General features: G+C 66.7%; 13 protein-coding genes. 7 read left to right on the plus strand and 6 right to left on the minus strand.

What is annotated here, in order from left to right:
• Nucleotides 1-35: 35 nt before the first annotated feature.
• From ABE464_RS01430 to ABE464_RS01445, 4 genes are read right to left on the minus strand one after another with little or no spacing between them, the layout of a single operon-like run.
• Nucleotides 36-1,802 (minus strand): ABC transporter transmembrane domain-containing protein, encoded by a 1,767-nt coding sequence (locus ABE464_RS01430; protein ID WP_346470416.1) that lies wholly within the window; start codon nt 1,800-1,802, stop codon nt 36-38.
• Complete coding sequence (locus tag ABE464_RS01435; RefSeq protein WP_346470417.1) at nt 1,795-2,403, minus strand: YigZ family protein; 609 nt, start codon at nt 2,401-2,403, stop codon at nt 1,795-1,797. The genes ABE464_RS01430 and ABE464_RS01435 overlap by 8 nt, the downstream gene beginning before the upstream one ends.
• Before the next feature lie 44 nt (nt 2,404-2,447).
• On the minus strand, nt 2,448-3,440 hold the full coding sequence (locus ABE464_RS01440) for a hypothetical protein (protein ID WP_346470418.1): 993 nt from the start codon (nt 3,438-3,440) through the stop codon (nt 2,448-2,450).
• Nucleotides 3,437-3,991 carry an RNA polymerase sigma factor gene (locus ABE464_RS01445; protein WP_259260448.1) on the minus strand — a complete coding sequence of 185 codons (555 nt, stop codon included), beginning with the start codon at nt 3,989-3,991 and terminating at the stop codon, nt 3,437-3,439. Before ABE464_RS01445 ends, ABE464_RS01440 begins: the two co-directional genes overlap by 4 nt.
• Before the next feature lie 203 nt (nt 3,992-4,194).
• Between ABE464_RS01445 and ABE464_RS01450 the strand changes: the two genes are divergently transcribed.
• Nucleotides 4,195-7,074 (plus strand): EAL domain-containing protein, encoded by a 2,880-nt coding sequence (locus ABE464_RS01450; protein WP_346470419.1) that lies wholly within the window; start codon nt 4,195-4,197, stop codon nt 7,072-7,074.
• A 21-nt stretch (nt 7,075-7,095) separates the two neighbouring features.
• Here the strand turns inward: ABE464_RS01450 and ABE464_RS01455 are convergent, their stop codons facing one another.
• Both ABE464_RS01455 and ABE464_RS01460 read right to left on the minus strand, forming a co-directional pair.
• Nucleotides 7,096-7,689 (minus strand): TIGR00730 family Rossman fold protein, encoded by a 594-nt coding sequence (locus ABE464_RS01455; RefSeq protein WP_123729018.1) that lies wholly within the window; start codon nt 7,687-7,689, stop codon nt 7,096-7,098.
• Nucleotides 7,690-7,886: 197 nt separating this feature from the next.
• On the minus strand, nt 7,887-9,383 hold the full coding sequence (locus ABE464_RS01460) for an aminotransferase class III-fold pyridoxal phosphate-dependent enzyme (RefSeq protein ID WP_346470420.1): 1,497 nt from the start codon (nt 9,381-9,383) through the stop codon (nt 7,887-7,889).
• A 212-nt stretch (nt 9,384-9,595) separates the two neighbouring features.
• On the opposite strand from ABE464_RS01460, the gene queA reads away from it, so the two are divergent.
• The 6 genes from queA (at nt 9,596) to fabV (ending at nt 17,308) form a co-directional block, all read left to right on the plus strand.
• Entirely contained in the window at nt 9,596-10,663 is a 1,068-nt protein-coding gene (gene queA / locus ABE464_RS01465; protein WP_346470421.1) for a tRNA preQ1(34) S-adenosylmethionine ribosyltransferase-isomerase QueA, read from the plus strand.
• 66 nt (nt 10,664-10,729) lie between these two features.
• The gene (gene tgt / locus ABE464_RS01470) at nt 10,730-11,860 is read left to right on the plus strand and encodes a tRNA guanosine(34) transglycosylase Tgt (RefSeq protein WP_346470422.1); all 1,131 of its coding nucleotides are present in this window, start codon (nt 10,730-10,732) and stop codon (nt 11,858-11,860) included.
• A 155-nt stretch (nt 11,861-12,015) separates the two neighbouring features.
• Nucleotides 12,016-12,360: a preprotein translocase subunit YajC gene (gene yajC / locus ABE464_RS01475; protein WP_019183141.1), complete on the plus strand. Its 345-nt coding sequence runs from the start codon at nt 12,016-12,018 to the stop codon at nt 12,358-12,360.
• A 58-nt stretch (nt 12,361-12,418) separates the two neighbouring features.
• Nucleotides 12,419-14,272 (plus strand): protein translocase subunit SecD, encoded by a 1,854-nt coding sequence (secD, locus tag ABE464_RS01480; protein ID WP_346470423.1) that lies wholly within the window; start codon nt 12,419-12,421, stop codon nt 14,270-14,272.
• Between the two features lie 19 nt (nt 14,273-14,291).
• Nucleotides 14,292-15,266, plus strand: coding sequence for a protein translocase subunit SecF (gene secF / locus ABE464_RS01485; protein ID WP_346470424.1), 975 nt, complete (start codon nt 14,292-14,294; stop codon nt 15,264-15,266).
• Between the two features lie 782 nt (nt 15,267-16,048).
• Entirely contained in the window at nt 16,049-17,308 is a 1,260-nt protein-coding gene (fabV, locus tag ABE464_RS01490) for an enoyl-ACP reductase FabV (protein WP_346470425.1), read from the plus strand.
• Nucleotides 17,309-17,339: the final 31 nt, after the last annotated feature.

A 17,339-nucleotide genomic window follows, 5' to 3' on the forward strand; every position in this document is an offset into this window, starting at 1 on the left:
TGCAGGATGCGATGGCCGGTGTTACCGGCCCGTCATCAATCGATGAATTGCAGGCGCGCCAGTTCGGCGTAGAGACCACCCTCGGCCAGCAGCTCGGCGTGCGTGCCCTGGGCGACGATGCGGCCGTGGTCCATCACCACGATGCGGTCAGCCTTCAGCACGGTGGCCAGGCGGTGCGCGATCACCAGCGTGGTGCGGCCGGCCATCAACCGCTCCAGCGCCTGTTGCACCGCGCGCTCGCTTTGGGCATCCAGCGCGCTGGTGGCTTCGTCGAGCAGCAGGATCGGCGCGTTCTTGAGCAGGGCGCGGGCGATGGCGATGCGCTGCTGCTGGCCGCCGGACAGACGCGCACCGCGCTCGCCCAGCTCGCTGGCATAGCCCTCGGGCAGGGCCTGCAGGAACTCATCGGCCTCGGCGGCTTCTGCCGCGCGCTGCACTTCTTCGTCGGTCGCTTCCAGGCGGCCGTAGCGGATGTTCTCGAACGCACTGCTGGCAAACAGAGTCGGCTGCTGCGGCACCAGCGCCAGCTGCTCACGCAGCTGTGCCGGATCGACCTCGCGCAGATCCACGCCATCGACCAGAATGCGACCGGCCGCCGGATCGTGGAAACGCAGCAGCATCGACAGGATGGTGCTCTTGCCGGCACCGGACGGGCCGACCAGCGCGACCGTCTCACCCGGGCGCACGTGCAGGTCCACATGATCCATCGCAGCGGTATCCGGGCGCTGCGGGTAGTGGAACACCACATCCTCGAAACGGATCTCGCCGCGCAGTGGCTGCGGCAGCGGGGTGGGATGGGCGGGGGCGGTGATCTCCACGTCTTCCCGCAACAGCTCGGCGATGCGGCCCATGCCACCGGACGCACGTTGCAACTCGTTCCAGACCTCGGCCAGCGCACCGACCGAACCGCCGCCGATCAGCGCGTACAGGACGAACTGGCCCAGCGTACCGGCGCTCATGTTGCCGTCGATCACCTCGTGCGCGCCCAGCCACAGCACGCCGACGATGGCCCCGAACACCAGCACGATCGCGCTGGCGGTGACGATCGACTGGGCACGGATGCGGCGGCGCGCGGCACCGATCGCATCACCGAGCGCGGCATTGAAGCGGCCGCGTTCATACGGCTCACGCGCATGGGCCTGCACGGTGCGCACCGCGCCGAGGGTTTCCGAGGCCAGGCTGTTGGCATCGGCGATGCGGTCCTGGCTGGCGCGGGCGATGTTGCGCAGGCGACGGGCGCCGATGATGATCGGCAGCACCGCCAGCGGGATGCCGACCAGCGACCATGCCGCCAGATGCGGGCTGGTGACGAACAGCATCACCAGACTGCCGACCACGGTCACGCTGCTGCGCAGGGCCACCGACATCGTCGAGCCGATCACGCTGCGCAGCAGTTCGCTGTCGGCGGTCAGGCGCGAGACCAGCTCGCCGCTGCGGCTGCGGTCGTGGAAGCCCGCGCCAAGCGTGATCAGGTGGGCGTACAACCGGCTGCGCAGATCGGCGACCACCTTTTCGCCCAGCAGGGAGACGAAGAAGAAGCGCGCGGCCGTGGCCAGGGCCAGCACCACCGCGACCAGGAACAGCAGCGCGAACGCCTTGTTGATCTGGCCGCCGCTGGTGAAGCCGTGGTCGATCATCTGCCGCACCGCGACCGGCAGGCTCAGGGTGGCCACCGAGGACACCGCCAAGGCCACCAGCCAGGCACTGAACAGCCCGACGTGCCGTCGGACGAACGGCCACAGCGTGTTCAAGCTGCCCAATCGGCGCATCGGCGTGTCGTGCGGAGCGGGTGCGTCAGTCATTCGATGGGCCTGGTTCGTTGCGGGATTCAATACGGACACGATCACGAGTGGCGTCGCGGAGGCGGTTTTTCAACGGCTCGACCTGATCGGCCGGCAAGCGCAGGTGCAGGTTCACCCCGTCGGCGGTGAACGCTTCGTCCACTTTTTCGGCCAGATGGGCGCCCAGTGCGGCATGCAGCGGGCCCAGATCCTCGAAGCCGGCCTGCACGTCCAGCTCGGCCATGGCGATCAGCGGCAGCCGCGGTGCCACCCGCAGGCACTCGGCAGCGGTGCCGCCATAGGCGCGGACCAGGCCGCCGGCGCCAAGCTTGATGCCACCGTACCAGCGCGTCACCACCACCATGACCCGATCAAACCCTTGGCCATCGATGGCGGCCAGGATCGGGCGCCCGGCGGTGCCGGACGGCTCGCCGTCGTCGCTGGAGCGGTACTCGTTGCCGTAGCGGTACGCCCAGCAGTTGTGGGTGGCATCCACCACCACGACCTCCGCCAGGAACTCCAGCGCGGCCGCCGCATGCTGGATCGGCGCGGCATGCGCGATGAAGCGGCTGTGCTTGATGTCCAGGCTGTGGCTGACGGCGGTGGCGAGCGTATCGGGCATTCCCATCATTCTAGTGGGGATGCCCGATCACCGTACGCCGCGCGTCAGTTCTCGAGCAGCTGGCGCAGATCGCGCGGGATGCGCACTTCCGGGTACTGCTGCAGATAGCGCTCCAGGCTGGCGCGCGCGGTATCGACATCGCCGGCATCACGTCGCTCGCGGATGCGCTTGAGCCACTGCTTGCGCGGCAGGCTGGCATCGGCAGCGACCGCTTGATGCAGAGCGCGCACGGCATCGTCGGAAGCGGCGGGTGCCGCCATCGGTGCAGCGGCGCGCCGCATCACGCCGGGGGCGCTGGGCGCGGTCTTGGCCGGCGCGGCACTTTTGAGCGCCGCACGCGGTGCTGCGCGGTCCATCGTGGAGCCGGTCACCACCACGCTGTCCAGCGCCGGTTCGTTCGCCTGCAGGGCAGCGGCCGATTGCGCCTCCGGTGCCGGGGCGGACATCATCGGTGCCGGTGCCTGCGCCGGTGGTGGCGCGGGAACAGACGGCGGCGGCGCGGTGATCACTTCCGGGCGGGGCGGGGCGGCCGTCCGCGCATGCTCGGGCGCAGGCGCCGAGGCAGGCGCCGAGGCGGGCGCGGCGGACGGCGCTGTGTCTTTCGCAATGCGCTCTTGCTGGACCACGGGCGGTGCAGCGACCGGGGCCGGTGCTGGTGCGGCGTCCAGTGCCGACGCCGCCTCCGTCCCTGCGGTGCTTGATGCGGCGGCGCCCGGTGCGGGTGCGGCAACCGGTTCGGCCAGCGGCGGCGCAGGCGGATCCTCGGGCTTGAGCTGCCAGGCGATGCCCACGGCGAAGATCACCGAGGCGGCGAGGCCGAACACCGCAGGCAGGCGCGAACGCGGGCGAGTTGTCCGCACCGGCGCAGCCGGCGGCAGCGTCCAGGTGGCGCCGTCCACCGCCGGTGCTTCAACGGCAGTGCGAGCGGCCGCGAGTACGGCCTCGTCGATCGCCGGTCCGGGACCGGTCGCGCTCGGCCGACCCAGCAGCCGGGCCAGTTCGCGTTCTTCTGGTGTCAGCGGATCCGGGCGGTTCATCCGCTCAACCCCGCACGTAGTTTGTCCATGGCATAGCGCAGTCGTGATTTGACCGTCTCACGGCCGACGCCGGTAATCTCGGCGATCTCTTCCAGGCTCAGTTCCTGTTCCAGACGCAGTTGCAGCACCTCGCGCTGCTCCGGCGGCAGCTGCTCCATCGCCAACTGCAGCTGGCGGCGTTGCTCGAACTCGGACAGCTGGGTTTCCGGCGTCCGCGCATCGGTGATCGCTGCGACACGCTCATCGGCGTCGATCGGCGCCGACGGCCGGTGCCGTGCGGCGCGCCAGTGATCGTTGAGGCGGTTGTGGGCGATCCGGAACAGCCAGGTGGTGAAGGCGGCCTCCGGCTGCCAGCCCGCACGGGCGGCGATCACACGCTGCCAGACATCCTGGAACATCTCGTCGGCCAGCGCGCCATCGCGCAGCTGGCGCAGCAGAAAGCTGTACAGGCGGCTGCGGTGACGGCCATACAGTGCCTCGAACGCACGCAGGTCGCCACCGGCCCAGGCCAGCATCAGTGCTTCATCGGTCGGCAGGGCAAGGGCGTCCACGCCGCACAGAGTAAGCGCTGCGGGGGTGTTCGCATAGTCGATGGGGAGCCGGATGGCGTTACTGGGGGGCATGAAGAGGGCCTGGGAGACAACAGGAACAACGTCCATCGGCGGCCGATGGGGTTGATGCTCTTCCATTGCCCCCCGGTCGGCGCGTTATGCTCACAGGAAGGGGAGGTGCCGGGCAGCCGGTACCCGTAGGGATGAGCAACGTGTCCAGTCAGATGGTGACCTCTGCAGTGCAACGCGATGGTGATACGGTGATCCCGGCCGCCATCGCCAGGTCGTTGTGCGCCCTGCTGCCGGGTGGCGCCGTGGTTGCGCTGGCCTGGTCGGATCCAGTGCTCGGTGAGGGCACCCAGTGCCATCCCGAAGGGGATGCCCCAGGCGCAGGTCCAACCCTGGCACCCCGTCATGGCATCGCCGCCGGGATGGCGTCGCAGCAATCCTGGACGCATCTCGGCGCCGAGCTGACCCTGAGCGTGACGCTGCCCTCCGGCAACGCGCCTGCCGACAGCTGGTGGACGGCCGCCCGCAGTATGTTCCAGGGCGCGTTGTCACTGGCCCGGCAGCGCCGCGAAATCGCCTCGCTGGAGGAATCCAAGCGCCTGCAACAAGCGTTGTATGAAATCGCCGATCTGGCCGGTGCGGATCTGGAAATGGGCGAGATGCTGCGGCATTTCCATCGCGTGCTCAATTCCCTGATGTACGCGCAGAACTGTTTCATCGTCGAGTACGACGACATCCGGCACCGGGTGCGGTTCCTGTACTTCGCCGATCAGAAGGACGACTTCGTCGCCGATCCGGACCGTAGTTACGAAGAACACGAAATGCCGCGCAGCCTGACCTTTGCGCTGTTGCGGCATGGCGAGCCGTTGAGCGGTCCGTCCAGCGAGCTGCTGGCCGAAATGGAGGGTGAGCAGGGGCAGCGCGGCCCGGAAAGCCTGGACTGGCTGGGGGTGCCGATGCTGCGCGACGGCCGCGTCTGCGGTGCGATCGTGGTGCAGAGCTACGAGCATCGCGCACGCTATGGCGAGGCCGATCGCACGCTGCTGGGCTATGTCGCCCAGCACATCCTCACGGCCATGGACCGGCGCCAGGCGCAGGTGCAACTGGAGCGCCAGGTGGAGCGGCGCACGCTGGAACTGCAGCGGGCCAATCGCAACCTTCAGGACGAAGTGGTCGAACGTCGCCGCGCAGAAAAGCTGCAGATGGCGCTGTTCAACATCGCCGAGCTGGCGATGAGTGCCGAGTCGCTGTCGCAGTACTACGGTCAGGTGCACGGCGTGGTCGGCACGCTGTTGGATGCGCGCAATTTCTATATCGCGCTGGTCAATGAAGACGGCGATGGATTGGAGTTCGTCTACTCTGTGGACGAATACAACCCCTCGCGAGCGCCACGTCCGTTCAGTGAGGGGCTGACCGAGTTCATCGTGCGCAACCGCCAGCCGCTGCTCGCCAATCGTGAGCGTATCGATGCGCTGCGCGATAGTGGGGTTGTCCGCGAGTTCGGCGCGCGTTCGCAGTGCTGGCTTGGTGTGCCACTGCTGAGCGATGACGATGTGGTGGGCGTGATCGTAGTGCAGAGCTACTCCCCGGAAGTGGTGTTCACTGCACACGACCAGCGCCTGCTGACCTTTGTCGCGCAGAACATCGGCAACGGCCTGGCGCGCCAGCGTGACCAGGAGCAGCTGCGCAACGCGCATGCCGACCTGGAAAAACGCGTGGACGAACGTACCCGCGAGCTGGCCGACGTCAACGACAAACTGCTGGGCCAGATCGGCGAGCGCCTGCGTGCCGAGCAGCGGCTCACGCATCAGGCCATGCACGATGCGCTGACCGGATTGCCCAACCGGCTGCACCTGCTGGATCGGCTGGAAGATGCCATCGTGCGCGCGCGTGGCAGCGAGGGGCATGGTTTTGCGGTGCTGTTCCTGGACCTGGACCGCTTCAAGCTGGTCAACGACAGCATCGGGCACGCTGCGGGCGATCAGATGCTGGTCGAGGTGGCCAAGCGGATCGTGTCGATGATGTCCGCCCAGGACCTGGTCGCGCGGCTGGGCGGCGATGAGTTCGCGATCCTGCTCCAGTGCGGCGATGGCCTGGCGTCGGCGCTGGAGTTCTCGCAGCGCATGCTGGTCGCGCTGGAGGAGTCGATGTGGGTGAAAGGGCGGGAGCTGTTTCCGTCCGGCAGCCTGGGCATTGCGATGTGGAACCCACGCTACCGCAACGGCGAAGAGCTGGTGCGCGATGCGGATGCGGCCATGTACCGCGCCAAGGCGCAGGGCAACGACCGCTGCGCCGTGTTCGATGAGGCCATGCGCGAGCAGGCGCTGCGCAGCCTGGACCTGGAGGCGGACCTGCGCCGGGCCATCATCAACCGGGATTTCGTGCCGTTCTATCAGCCGATCATGCGGCTCAGCGATGGCGAGCTGGTCGGCCACGAAGCGCTGCTGCGCTGGCAGCACGAGCGACGCGGGCTGCTGTTGCCGAGTGCGTTCCTGGATTTGGGCGAAGAGAGCGGCCTGATCGAACAGGTGGACTGGCTGCTGTATGAGCAGGTGATCACCCAGTTGGCCCGCGGTGGGCGCGGGTACCTGTCGGTCAATGTGTCGCCGCGGCACTTCCGCTCGGCCGATTTCAGCACGCGTCTGTTCGGCCTGATAGAAGCCGCTGGTGCCGATCCGCACCGGTTGCGGCTGGAGATCACCGAGGTGGCGTTGCTGGACGATGGCCCACGCACGCTGCGCATCCTGCAGACGCTGCGCGAGCGCGGCGTGCTGGTGCAGCTGGATGATTTCGGCACGGGCTTCTCGGCGCTGTCCTACCTGCACCGGTTCCCGATTTCGACGTTGAAGATCGACCAGTCCTTCATTGCCGGGCTGCACGGGCAGGACATGCAGAGCACGCACGCGCTGGTGCAGGGCGTGCTGTCGCTGGCGCGCACGCTCGGCATCGAAACGGTGGGCGAGGGCATCGAGACCCAGGCCCAGTACGACACGCTGCTGCAGCTCGGCTGCGATTACGGCCAGGGCTATCTGCTCGGCCGGCCAGCGCCGATGGACACTGCCGCAGCGGCCTGAGCCGCTACGGCAGCGGGTGGATCAGCGCAGCGCGTTGGCGCGCTTTTCGTCGATCCACTTGGAGGCCTGCGCCGGCTCGTAGGCGCGCATCCAGGCCAGCATCTCGTCGATGTCCGAGCCGTACCACAGGTCCGCGCGCTGGGCCGGGTGCAGGAAGCGCTCTTCGACCATGCGGTCGATCATGCCGATCAGCGGGGCGTAGAAGCCGTCCACATCCAGGAACGCGCAGGGCTTGTTGCCGATGCCCAGCTGGCGCCAGGTCAGCATCTCGAAGATTTCTTCCATGGTGCCGAAGCCGCCGGGCAGGGCGACGAATGCATCGGACAGATCGAACATGCGCGACTTGCGCTCGTGCATCGAGCCGACGATTTCCAGCTCGGTGAGACCGCGGTGGGCCACTTCCCAGTCCGCCAGCTGCTGCGGGATCACGCCGGTGACCTCACCGCCGCCTTCAAGCACGGCATTGGCCACGGTGCCCATCAGGCCGACGTTGCCGCCGCCGTAGACCAGGCGCAGGCCGTCGCGGGCGATGCGGTCGCCCAGCGCGATGGCGCGCTCGGTGTAGACCGGCTTGCTGCCGGGGTTGGAACCACAGTAAACGCAAATCGACTTCATTGGATCTTCCTGTTGTCCGAATCTATAGCGACCGGAAACGAAAAAGCCCCGCCGATGACCGGTGTGCTGGTCTCGTGACGGGGTGTCGTTCCGCAGGTGCGGTGGCGCATTATCGCGCGTTTCGGGCGCGGGGGCCAATCGGGCGCCGGTGATGGCAGCCGACCAATGGTCGGCTGCCGTTGTTCGTACTGCCGGACTCAGGCCGCCTGCGACTGCTCCCGGCGCGGGCCTTCCTTCAGGGCGCGGCCGACCAGGCCTACCAGCAGATCCAGCTCCTCCCCGTCCATGCCGAAGTGCGGGGTGAAGCGCAGCGAGTTCTCACCGCCGTGGATCACGTTGATGCCGTGGTTGCGCAGCCATTCCTCGGTGGAGCCGGTGCCGTAGCACTTGAACTGCGGGGCCAGCTCGCAGGAGAACAGCAGCCCGGTGCCCTGAACCTTGGTGATCAGCCCGCCCAGCTCGGTCTTGAGCTGCTCCAGCTTGCGCACGGCTTCCTCGCCGCGAACGCGGATGTTCTCGCGCACCTGCGGGGTCAGCAGCGACAGCGTGGCGCAGGCCACGTCCAGCGCCCGCGGGTTGGAGGTCATGGTGTTGCCGTAGATGCCCTTGCGATACAGCTGCGCGGCGTGCTCGGTCACGGCCAGCACCGAGAGCGGGAACTGGGCCGCATTGAGCGCCTTGGAATAGGTCTCCATGTCCGGCACGTCCAGGCCTTCGAAGCCCGGGTAGTCCACGATCGAGAGCACGCCATGCGCGCGCAGGCCGGCCTGGATCGAATCCAGCAGCAGCAGGCTGCCGTGCTGGCGGGTCAGTTCACGCGCAAGCGCATAGAACGACGGCGGCACCGAACGGCCCGGATCGCCTTCGCCCATCACCGGCTCCAGGAACACCGCTTCGATGAACCAGTGGTTCTGCTCGGCCTCGGCGAACACGCGCTTGAGCGCGTCTTCGTCATACGGGGCGATCGCGATGACCGTGTCCTCGCCGCGGTAGCTGGCCAGGTGCTGCATGTAGGTCTTGCGGCTGGAATCGGAGTACAGGCCCGGGCGGTCAGTGCGGCCGTGGAAACTGCCCTTGACCACCACGCGCTTGATCTTGGCCCCGGCATGGCGGGCGCCCGGATCGGTCTGCAGCTTGGCGTTGACGTCGGCGATGCGAGCGGCCAGGCCCACGGCTTCCGAACCAGAATTCAGGCACATGAAGTGGCTGTACGGGCAACCGCCACGACGGTGGCCGATTTCCTTGCGCAGGGCCTGGATGAAACGCTGCTGGGACAGGCTGGGCGTCATCACATTGGCCATGACCTGCGGCGCGGCCATCGCCTCCATCACCGCTTCGGGGGTATGGCCGAAGCCGAGCATGCCGTAGCCGCCGGCGTCGTACAGCACCGCGCCCTTCAAGGTGACGACCCACGCGCCACGGGCGGCGAGGGCGACGTACGGGGTAACCGCATCATCGGCATAGAAATTGACGAAACCGTTCTGCATCGCCTCGATCTGGGCGCGTTCGTCCAGCGCCAGCAGATCGCCCAGATCGGCGCGCACGCGGTCGAACTCCGCAGCGGCAGCCTCAATGGCGGCGACCAGGGCGGGATGGCCCGCAGCCAGGCGTTCAAGGGTGGCGTCATCCAGGCCGGTGGTCAGGCGGGTGCCGGGCTGGGCGCGAAGGGGGGCGAGGCGTTCGATGAAGCTCATTGCAGATCTCCTGAAACGATTGGCGGCACGGCGGAAAAGCAAAACGCGCGTCTATTCGCGCGCGCTTCGGGCATTCCTGCTCGTGCATCAGACTTCCGGCTCGATGCTAGCACGCGGTTTTTCGCGCGATAACCCCGCGAAACGCTGTTGCATAGCAGCATTTTGCGCGACGTTCGCCGAATCCTGCGTTGCCACCGAGGGCCAGTCGTACAATGGCCGACATTGCCTACACGTTGCCGTGCGCTGCCTTGAAGAAGTCCGATTTCAACTACGACCTCCCGCCTGAACTGATTGCCCAGGCGCCCCTTGCCGAACGCTCGGCCAGCCGCCTGATGGTGGTGCCGCCGGCCCCGGCCGCCTTCGAACACCGCCAGGTGCGCGACCTGCCCGACCTGCTGCAGCCCGGCGACCTGCTGGTCTTCAACGACACGCGCGTGATTCCGGCCCGTCTGTTCGGCCAGAAGGCCAGCGGCGGCCGTGTCGAGATCCTGATCGAGCGCCTGCTCGGTGGCCAGCAGGCGCGTGCCCAGGTCGGCGCGAGTAAATCGCCCAAGCCGGGCAGCCGCATCGCGCTCGACGCCGGTGGCGAGGCCGAGGTGCTGGGCCGCGATGGGGAGTTCTATGTGTTGCAGTTCCATGTGCCCGAGGCCCTGGAGCAATGGCTGCTGCATGCCGGCCGGCTGCCGCTGCCGCCGTACATCCAGCGCGAGCCGGGCGTGGACGACCGCGAGCGCTACCAGACCGTGTTCGCCCGCGAGATCGGCGCGGTGGCCGCCCCGACCGCCGGCCTGCACTTCGATGAGGCCCTGCTGGCCACGTTGAAGAACAAGGGCGTCGACTTCGGTCACGTGACCCTGCACGTGGGCGCAGGCACCTTCCAGCCGGTCCGCGTGGACGATCTGAAAGAGCACGTGATGCACCGCGAATGGCTGAACGTCGGCGCCGAGCTGGTCCAGCAGGTGCGCCGCACCCGCGCTGCGGGTGGCCGTGTGATCGGTGTCGGGACCACGGTGGTGCGTGCGCTGGAAAGCGCCATGCGCGAGGGCGAATTGCTGCCGTACGCCGGTGAAACCCAGATATTCATCACCCCGGGGTACCGGATCCGCAGCGTGGACGCGATGGTGACCAACTTCCATCTGCCGGAAAGCACCCTGCTGATGATGATCTCGGCCTTCGCCGGCCAGTCCCGGGTGTTCGAGGCCTACCAGGCTGCGATCGCGGAGAAGTACCGCTTCTTCAGCTATGGCGATGCGATGCTGCTGTTCCCGCAGGGGGAATGAGGGCAGCGGGGCAGGCGCGGCCGTTTTCGGCGACAATGGCAGACTATTTGCCCGAATGACCGCTCCATGTCCCGACTCCAGTTCCAGCTCCAGACCACCGACGGCCGCGCCCGCCGCGGCCGCCTGACCTTCCCGCGCGGGACCGTGGAAACCCCGGCCTTCATGCCGGTGGGCACCTATGGCTCGGTGAAGGGCATCCTGCCGGAGCAGATCCGTGCGCTGGGTGCGGAAATCATCCTGGGCAACACCTTCCATCTGTACCTGCGCCCGGGCCTGGACGTGATCGCCGACCACGGCGGCCTGCATGGCTTCGCGCGCTGGAACGGCCCGATCCTGACCGACTCCGGCGGCTTCCAGGTGTTCTCGCTGGCCCACCGCCGCAAGATCACCGAGCAGGGCGTGACCTTCTCTTCGCCGACCGACGGCGCCCGCGTGTTCCTGGGCTCGGAAGAGAGCATGCGCATCCAGAAGGTGCTCGATTCGGACGTGGTGATGATCTTCGACGAGTGCACCCCGTACCCGGCCACCGAGCCGGTCGCGCGCACCTCGATGGAACTGAGCCTGCGCTGGGCGCAGCGCAGCCGCAACGCGCACGATGAACTGGGCAATGACGCGGCGCTGTTCGGCATCGTCCAGGGCGGTGTCCATCACGACCTGCGCAGCCGCTCGGCCGAGGGCCTGCAGCAGATCGGCTTTGATGGCTACGCCATCGGCGGCCTGGCCGTGGGCGAACCCGAGCACGAACGCAACGCCATGCTCGACCACATGCACCCGATCCTGCCGGCCGATCGCCCGCGCTATCTGATGGGCGTGGGCCGCCCGGAAGACCTGGTCGAAGGCGTCGCCCGCGGCGTGGACATGTTCGATTGCGTGATGCCGACCCGGAATGCGCGCAACGGCCACTATTTCACCTCGTTCGGCACCGTGCGCATCCGCAACGCCCGCTACGAGCGCGACATGGACACCATCGAGCCGGGCTGCGGCTGCCACGCCTGCACCAGCGGCTATACGCGCTCGTACCTGCGCCACCTGGACCGCTGCAATGAGATGCTGGCGCCGATGCTGGGCACCATCCACAACCTCTATTACTACGAGAAGTTGATGGCCGACATGCGTGCCGCGATCGCAGCGGGAACCTTTACCGCCTTCCGCGAGTCTTTCTACGCGGCCCGTGGTGCGGTCACCCCCGCGCTGTAAAGTGACCCCGGCCGGCCGCTCCGGCGCGCCGACCCTGCCAAACGGCCCAAGGACGAACTCCCGGGGCCATGGCATACTTCGAGGCTGACCCCCGTTTCGCGGCGACTCCCTGACCCTCCAAGGGGGCAGGGCGCCTCCCAACCCAAGGACACACTATGAACCTGCTTGCCTTCCTGATTCCCACCGCCAACGCCCAGGCCGCCGGTGGCCAGCCGCAGGGCATGGGTCTGACCACCCTGCTGTTCCCGATCATCCTGATCGCGATCATGTACTTCCTGATGATCCGCCCGCAGATGAAGCGCCAGAAGGAACACAAGGCCATGCTGGAGAAGGTCAAGCGCGGTGACGAAGTGCTGACCAACGGCGGCATCGCCGGCGTGGTCACCGACATCGGCGACAACTTCATCACCATCGAAGTGGCCGAAAACGTGCGCATCCGCGTGCAGAAGGGCGCCGTGGGCAATGTGCTGCCGACCGGCACGCTGAAGTCGGCCAACTGATCCACCTCCTTTCCGTTCAACCGCGGTGCCGGGACGGGCACCGCGCGGGACCCAAGCAATGCTCGAATTTCCACGCTGGAAGTATTTCCTCATCCTGATCGTGCTGGCGGTCAGTGCGTTGTACGCACTGCCCAACATCTACCAGAAGGACCCTGCCGTGCAGATCACCGCCAACCGTGGCGGGCAGATCGACGACGCCCTGCGCGACCGCGTGCTGGGTGACCTCAAGCAGGCCGGCGTGGAGCCGCTGTCGGTGGCCAAGGAAGGCGACAGCCTGATCGTGCGCCTGCCGACGCTGCAGGCGCAGACTGCTGCCAACGACGCCCTGCGCGACGAGATGGGCGAGGACTACGTGGTGGCCCTGAATCTGGCCTCCACCGTGCCGGACTGGCTGAGCGACCTCGGCGCCAAGCCGATGGTGCTGGGCCTGGATCTGCAGGGCGGCGTGCACTTCGTGCTGCAGGTCGACCAGAAGGCCGCACTGGACAAGCGTCTGGACGCCTACGCCGAAGACGTGCGGACCAGCCTGCGCGATGCCCGCATCGCCTACCAGTCGGTTGAACGCCGTGGCGACAACACCATCGTGGCCACCATCAGCCCGTCCGCCGGTGCCGATGCTGCCACGCGTGCCCGGGAAGTGATGGTCAAGGCGCAGCCGACGCTGGGCTACGAGGTGGCGGGCAACCGCATCACCGTGAGCATGCCGGAGACGGAGCTGACGGCGATCGCCAACGGCGCCATCGAGCAGAACGTCAACACGCTGCGCAACCGCGTCAACCAGCTCGGCGTGGCCGAGCCGATCATCCAGCGCCAGGGTGCCGACCGCGTGGTCGTGCAGCTGCCCGGCGTGCAGGACACCGCCGAAGCCAAGCGCATGATCGGTGCCACCGCGACGCTGGAATACCGCGCCGTGGTCGAAGGCAATGCCCAGGACGCGATCGCCAGTGGCCGCATCCCGCCGGAGGCCAAGGTCTACCAGCAGCGCGACAACCGCGGCCCGATCCTGCTCAACAAGCGCGTGATCGTGACCGGTGACCAGATGGTCGCCGCGCAGGCCACCACCGACCAGAACGGTTCGGCGGCGGTGAGCGTGACGCTGAACAACGTCGGCGGCCAGCGCATGTTCGACTTCACCAGCGCCAACGTGAACAAGCCGATGGCGGTGGTCTACACCGAGCGCATCCCGACCGTGAACGTGGTCGACGGCAAGGAAGTGCGCAGCTTCCGCGTCAAGGAAGAGGTGATCTCGGTCGCCAACATCAACGGCGTGTTCGGAAAGAACTTCCAGACCACCGGCCTGGACAAGCTCGAGGCGGACAACCTGGCCAAGCTGCTGAAATCCGGCTCGCTGGCCGCGCCGATGGACTTTGTTGAAGAACGCATCGTCGGCCCGAGCCTGGGTGCGGAGAACGTCGAGCGCGGCGTGACCGCGGTCGGCTTCGCGTTCCTGTTCACCTTGGTCTTCTTCACCGTGTACTACCGGATGTTCGGCGTGATCACCTCGGTGGCGATGCTGTTCAACCTGCTGATCGTGGTGGCGGTGATGTCGCTGTTCGGTGCGACGATGACGCTGCCCGGCTTCGCCGGCCTGGCGCTGTCGATCGGCCTGTCGGTCGACGCCAACGTGCTGATCAACGAACGTATCCGTGAAGAGCTGCGGGCCGGCATGCCGCCCAAGGCGGCCATCGTGGCCGGTTACGAGAAGGCTTCCGGGACCATCCTGGACGCCAACCTCACCGGCATCCTGGCGGGTGTGGCGTTGTATGCGTTCGGTACTGGCCCGCTGAAGGGCTTCGCCGTGACCATGATCGTCGGCATCCTGGCCTCCATGTTCACTGCAATCACCGTCTCGCGTGCCCTTGCCGTGCTGGTTTACAGCCGCCGCAAGAAGCTCAAGACCCTGGCCATCTGACGGGAAGCGAATAGAAACCATGAAACTTTTCCCGTTGCATCTGATCCCGAACGACACCAAGTTCGACTTCATGCGCACCCGCTGGGTGGCCATCGGTCTGGCGGCGCTGGTGTTCATTGCCGCCATTGGCTGCATTGCCTTCAAGGGCTTCAACTACGCGCTGGATTTCACCGGCGGCACCGTGGTCGAAGTCCGTTTCGACAAGCCAGCTGACGTCGATGCCGTGCGCGAGCATCTGGAAGGCGCCGGTTATGCCGGTGCCCAGGTGCAGAGCTTCGGCAGCGGCAGCAACCTGCTGATCCGTCTGCAGCCGCAGGAGATGGCCGAAGGCGAGAACGCCGGTGAAGCCAACAACCGCACCGCTGAAGCGGTGCAGAAGGCGATCTCGGTGGAGGGCAACCAGGCGGCCATCGTCGGTGCCGAGTTTGTCGGCCCGCAGGTCGGTAAAGAGCTGGCCCTGAACGGTCTGTACGCGGCCCTGTTCGTGCTGATCGGCTTCCTGATCTACATCGGTTTCCGCTTCGAGTGGAAGTTCGCGATGGTGGCGATCATCACCACCCTGTTCGACGTGCTGGTGGTAGCGGGTTACTTCTCGCTGAGCGGCCGTGAGTTCGATCTGACCGTGCTGGCCGGTCTGCTGTCGGTGATGGGCTTCTCGATCAACGACACCATCGTGGTGTTCGACCGTGTGCGTGAGAACTTCCGCAGCCTGCGTGTGGAGCCGCTGGAAGTGATGAACCGTTCGATCAACCAGACGCTGTCGCGCACGATCATCACCTCGCTGGTGTTCTTCCTGTCGGTGCTGGCGCTGTATCTGTACGGCGGTGGTTCGCTGGAGGGGCTGGCGCTGAGCCAGATGATCGGTGCGGTGATCGGTACGCTGTCGTCGATCTTCATTGCCTGCCCGCTGCTGACGATGGGCGCACTGGCGGTGACCAAGCAGGATCTGCTGCCGAAGGCCAAGGACGTGGAAGCGTTGGAGCGTCGTCCGTAAGGTTTCTGGTGGTGTGAAACATCTGAAAGGCCGCGCATTGCGCGGCCTTTCTTTTTGTTCAGGGCCAGCGCCAGAGTTAGAGCCGGAGCCAGAGCCAGAGCGGCAGCCAGAGCGGCGCCTTGGATGTTCACTATTGGAGGGCGACGGATAGCGCTGTGCTGGACCCGCCGTAAACCCATCCCTGGGGGCTCGTGAGCGCCATCCATGGCGCTCCAACGGTCCTGCACATCGCTATCCGTCACCCTCCAGACAGGGGGCTGGATGGCGGTTGGTAGGGCAGAGCGAAGCAAGGCAAAGCCACGCAAAGCAAAGCCACGCAAAGCAAAGCAACGGCACCCGCGCTGGCGTGGATCTACGTGGGGCAAGAATCGGCCTTGGCATTGGTGACTCTCTGCACGCGCGATCCTGGTTCGGCGACAGTCGGCCAATCTCCAAGAGTCAGCATCCACTGCACTCGTCACAGCGTCAGGTGTGGCAGGTAGAGCCACGCCATGCGTGGCTGCTCTCCGTCCGCAGCGACCCTGTGTCGGGCAGGGGTCGGTGAGGGCAGGGCGGGACCGTCACCCGCAGGGATGCGGGTGTCGAGCCTCCACGGACGGATTCACGGCGCGTCCCGACCTGCCCTCACCGGCCCCGGGCCACTAGGAACATACACCCCCGTCGGTTGTACTAAGCAGCGCTGCGCACTACGATCCCTTGCGTTCCGCGCAGCCGCTCCGGTGGCGCGCGACCTCCCTTTTCATCGCGCCGGTCCGTCCTGCGCCAGTCCCCTCGAGGTTTATATGGTCATCAAACCGCGTGTGCGCGGCTTCATCTGCGTCACCACCCATCCCGTCGGCTGCGATGCGGCCGTCAAGCAGCAGATCGATTACATCCAGTCCAAGCCGAAGATCGCCAACGGCCCGAAGAAGGTGCTGGTGCTCGGCGCCTCTACCGGCTATGGCCTGGCCGCGCGCATCACCGCCGCCTTCGGCAGCGATGCCGCCACGCTGGGTGTGTTCTTCGAACGCCCGGGCACCGAGACCAAGCCCGGCACCGCCGGCTGGTACAACACCGCCGCGTTCCACAAGTACGCCGAGCAGGCCGGTCTGTACGCCAAGAGCGTCAATGGCGATGCCTTCTCCGATGAGGTCAAGGCCAAGGTCATCGAGTTGATCAAGCAGGACCTCGGCCAGGTCGACCAGGTGGTCTACAGCCTGGCCGCGCCGCGCCGCAAGCATCCCAAGACCGGTGAAGTGATCAGTTCCACGCTCAAGCCGATCGGTGCGCCGATCACGCTGCGTGGCCTGGATACCGACAAGGAAGTGATCACCGAAACCACGATCGAGCCGGCCAGCCCGGAAGAGATCGCCGGCACCGTCGCCGTGATGGGTGGCGAAGACTGGCAGATGTGGATCGATGCGCTGCTCGAGGCTGACGTGCTCGCCGAAGGTGCGACCACCACGGCCTTCACCTACGTCGGTGAGGAAATCACCCAGGCGATCTACTGGAACGGCTCCATCGGCGCGGCCAAGAAGGATCTGGACGAGAAGGTCGTCGGCCTGCGCCAGAAGCTGGCCCCGATCGGTGGCGATGCACGCGTGTCGGTGCTCAAGGCGGTGGTCACCCAGGCCAGCTCTGCGATCCCGACCATGCCGCTGTACCTGTCGCTGCTGTTCAAGGTGATGAAGGCCAAGGGCACGCACGAAGGCTGCATCGAGCAGCTCGATACGCTGTACGACATCCTCTACGGCGGCAAGGACGCAGGCACCGCAACCGAGCGCCTGCGCCACGATCTGGTCACCGATGGCGGCCGCCAGGTTGAGCTGATCGATGACGCCGGCCGCCTGCGCGCGGATTACAAGGAAATGGCGCCAGAGGTGCAGGGCGAAGTGGTCGCCCTGTGGCCGCAGGTGACCAACGAGAACCTGTACGAGATCAGCGATCTGGCCGGCTACAAGGCCGACTTCCTGCGTCTGTTCGGGTTCGGCGTGGAAGGCGTGGATTACGACGCCGATGTTGCCACCGACGTGAAGATTCCGAATCTGGTCGAGATGGCCTGATCGGAAGGAGGGATGCCGACCAACGGTCGGC

Origin of the sequence: Stenotrophomonas sp. TWI587 (assembly GCF_039674145.1) — a bacterium.
Taxonomy (GTDB): Bacteria; Pseudomonadota; Gammaproteobacteria; order Xanthomonadales; family Xanthomonadaceae; genus Stenotrophomonas; species Stenotrophomonas maltophilia_AY.

What these genes read in the sequence shown, in the direction of transcription:
- fabV (WP_346470425.1), top strand. Translation starts at nt 16,049, where the DNA reads ATGGTCATCAAACCGCGTGTGCGCGGCTTCATCTGCGTCACCACCCAT.
- ABE464_RS01435 (WP_346470417.1), bottom strand. Translation starts at nt 2,403, where the DNA reads ATGCCCGATACGCTCGCCACCGCCGTCAGCCACAGCCTGGACATCAAG.
- ABE464_RS01430 (WP_346470416.1), bottom strand. Translation starts at nt 1,802, where the DNA reads ATGACTGACGCACCCGCTCCGCACGACACGCCGATGCGCCGATTGGGC.
- secF (WP_346470424.1), top strand. Translation starts at nt 14,292, where the DNA reads ATGAAACTTTTCCCGTTGCATCTGATCCCGAACGACACCAAGTTCGAC.
- ABE464_RS01455 (WP_123729018.1), bottom strand. Translation starts at nt 7,689, where the DNA reads ATGAAGTCGATTTGCGTTTACTGTGGTTCCAACCCCGGCAGCAAGCCG.
- ABE464_RS01440 (WP_346470418.1), bottom strand. Translation starts at nt 3,440, where the DNA reads ATGAACCGCCCGGATCCGCTGACACCAGAAGAACGCGAACTGGCCCGG.
- secD (WP_346470423.1), top strand. Translation starts at nt 12,419, where the DNA reads ATGCTCGAATTTCCACGCTGGAAGTATTTCCTCATCCTGATCGTGCTG.
- tgt (WP_346470422.1), top strand. Translation starts at nt 10,730, where the DNA reads ATGTCCCGACTCCAGTTCCAGCTCCAGACCACCGACGGCCGCGCCCGC.
- ABE464_RS01460 (WP_346470420.1), bottom strand. Translation starts at nt 9,383, where the DNA reads ATGAGCTTCATCGAACGCCTCGCCCCCCTTCGCGCCCAGCCCGGCACC.
- queA (WP_346470421.1), top strand. Translation starts at nt 9,596, where the DNA reads ATGGCCGACATTGCCTACACGTTGCCGTGCGCTGCCTTGAAGAAGTCC.
- yajC (WP_019183141.1), top strand. Translation starts at nt 12,016, where the DNA reads ATGAACCTGCTTGCCTTCCTGATTCCCACCGCCAACGCCCAGGCCGCC.
- ABE464_RS01450 (WP_346470419.1), top strand. Translation starts at nt 4,195, where the DNA reads ATGAGCAACGTGTCCAGTCAGATGGTGACCTCTGCAGTGCAACGCGAT.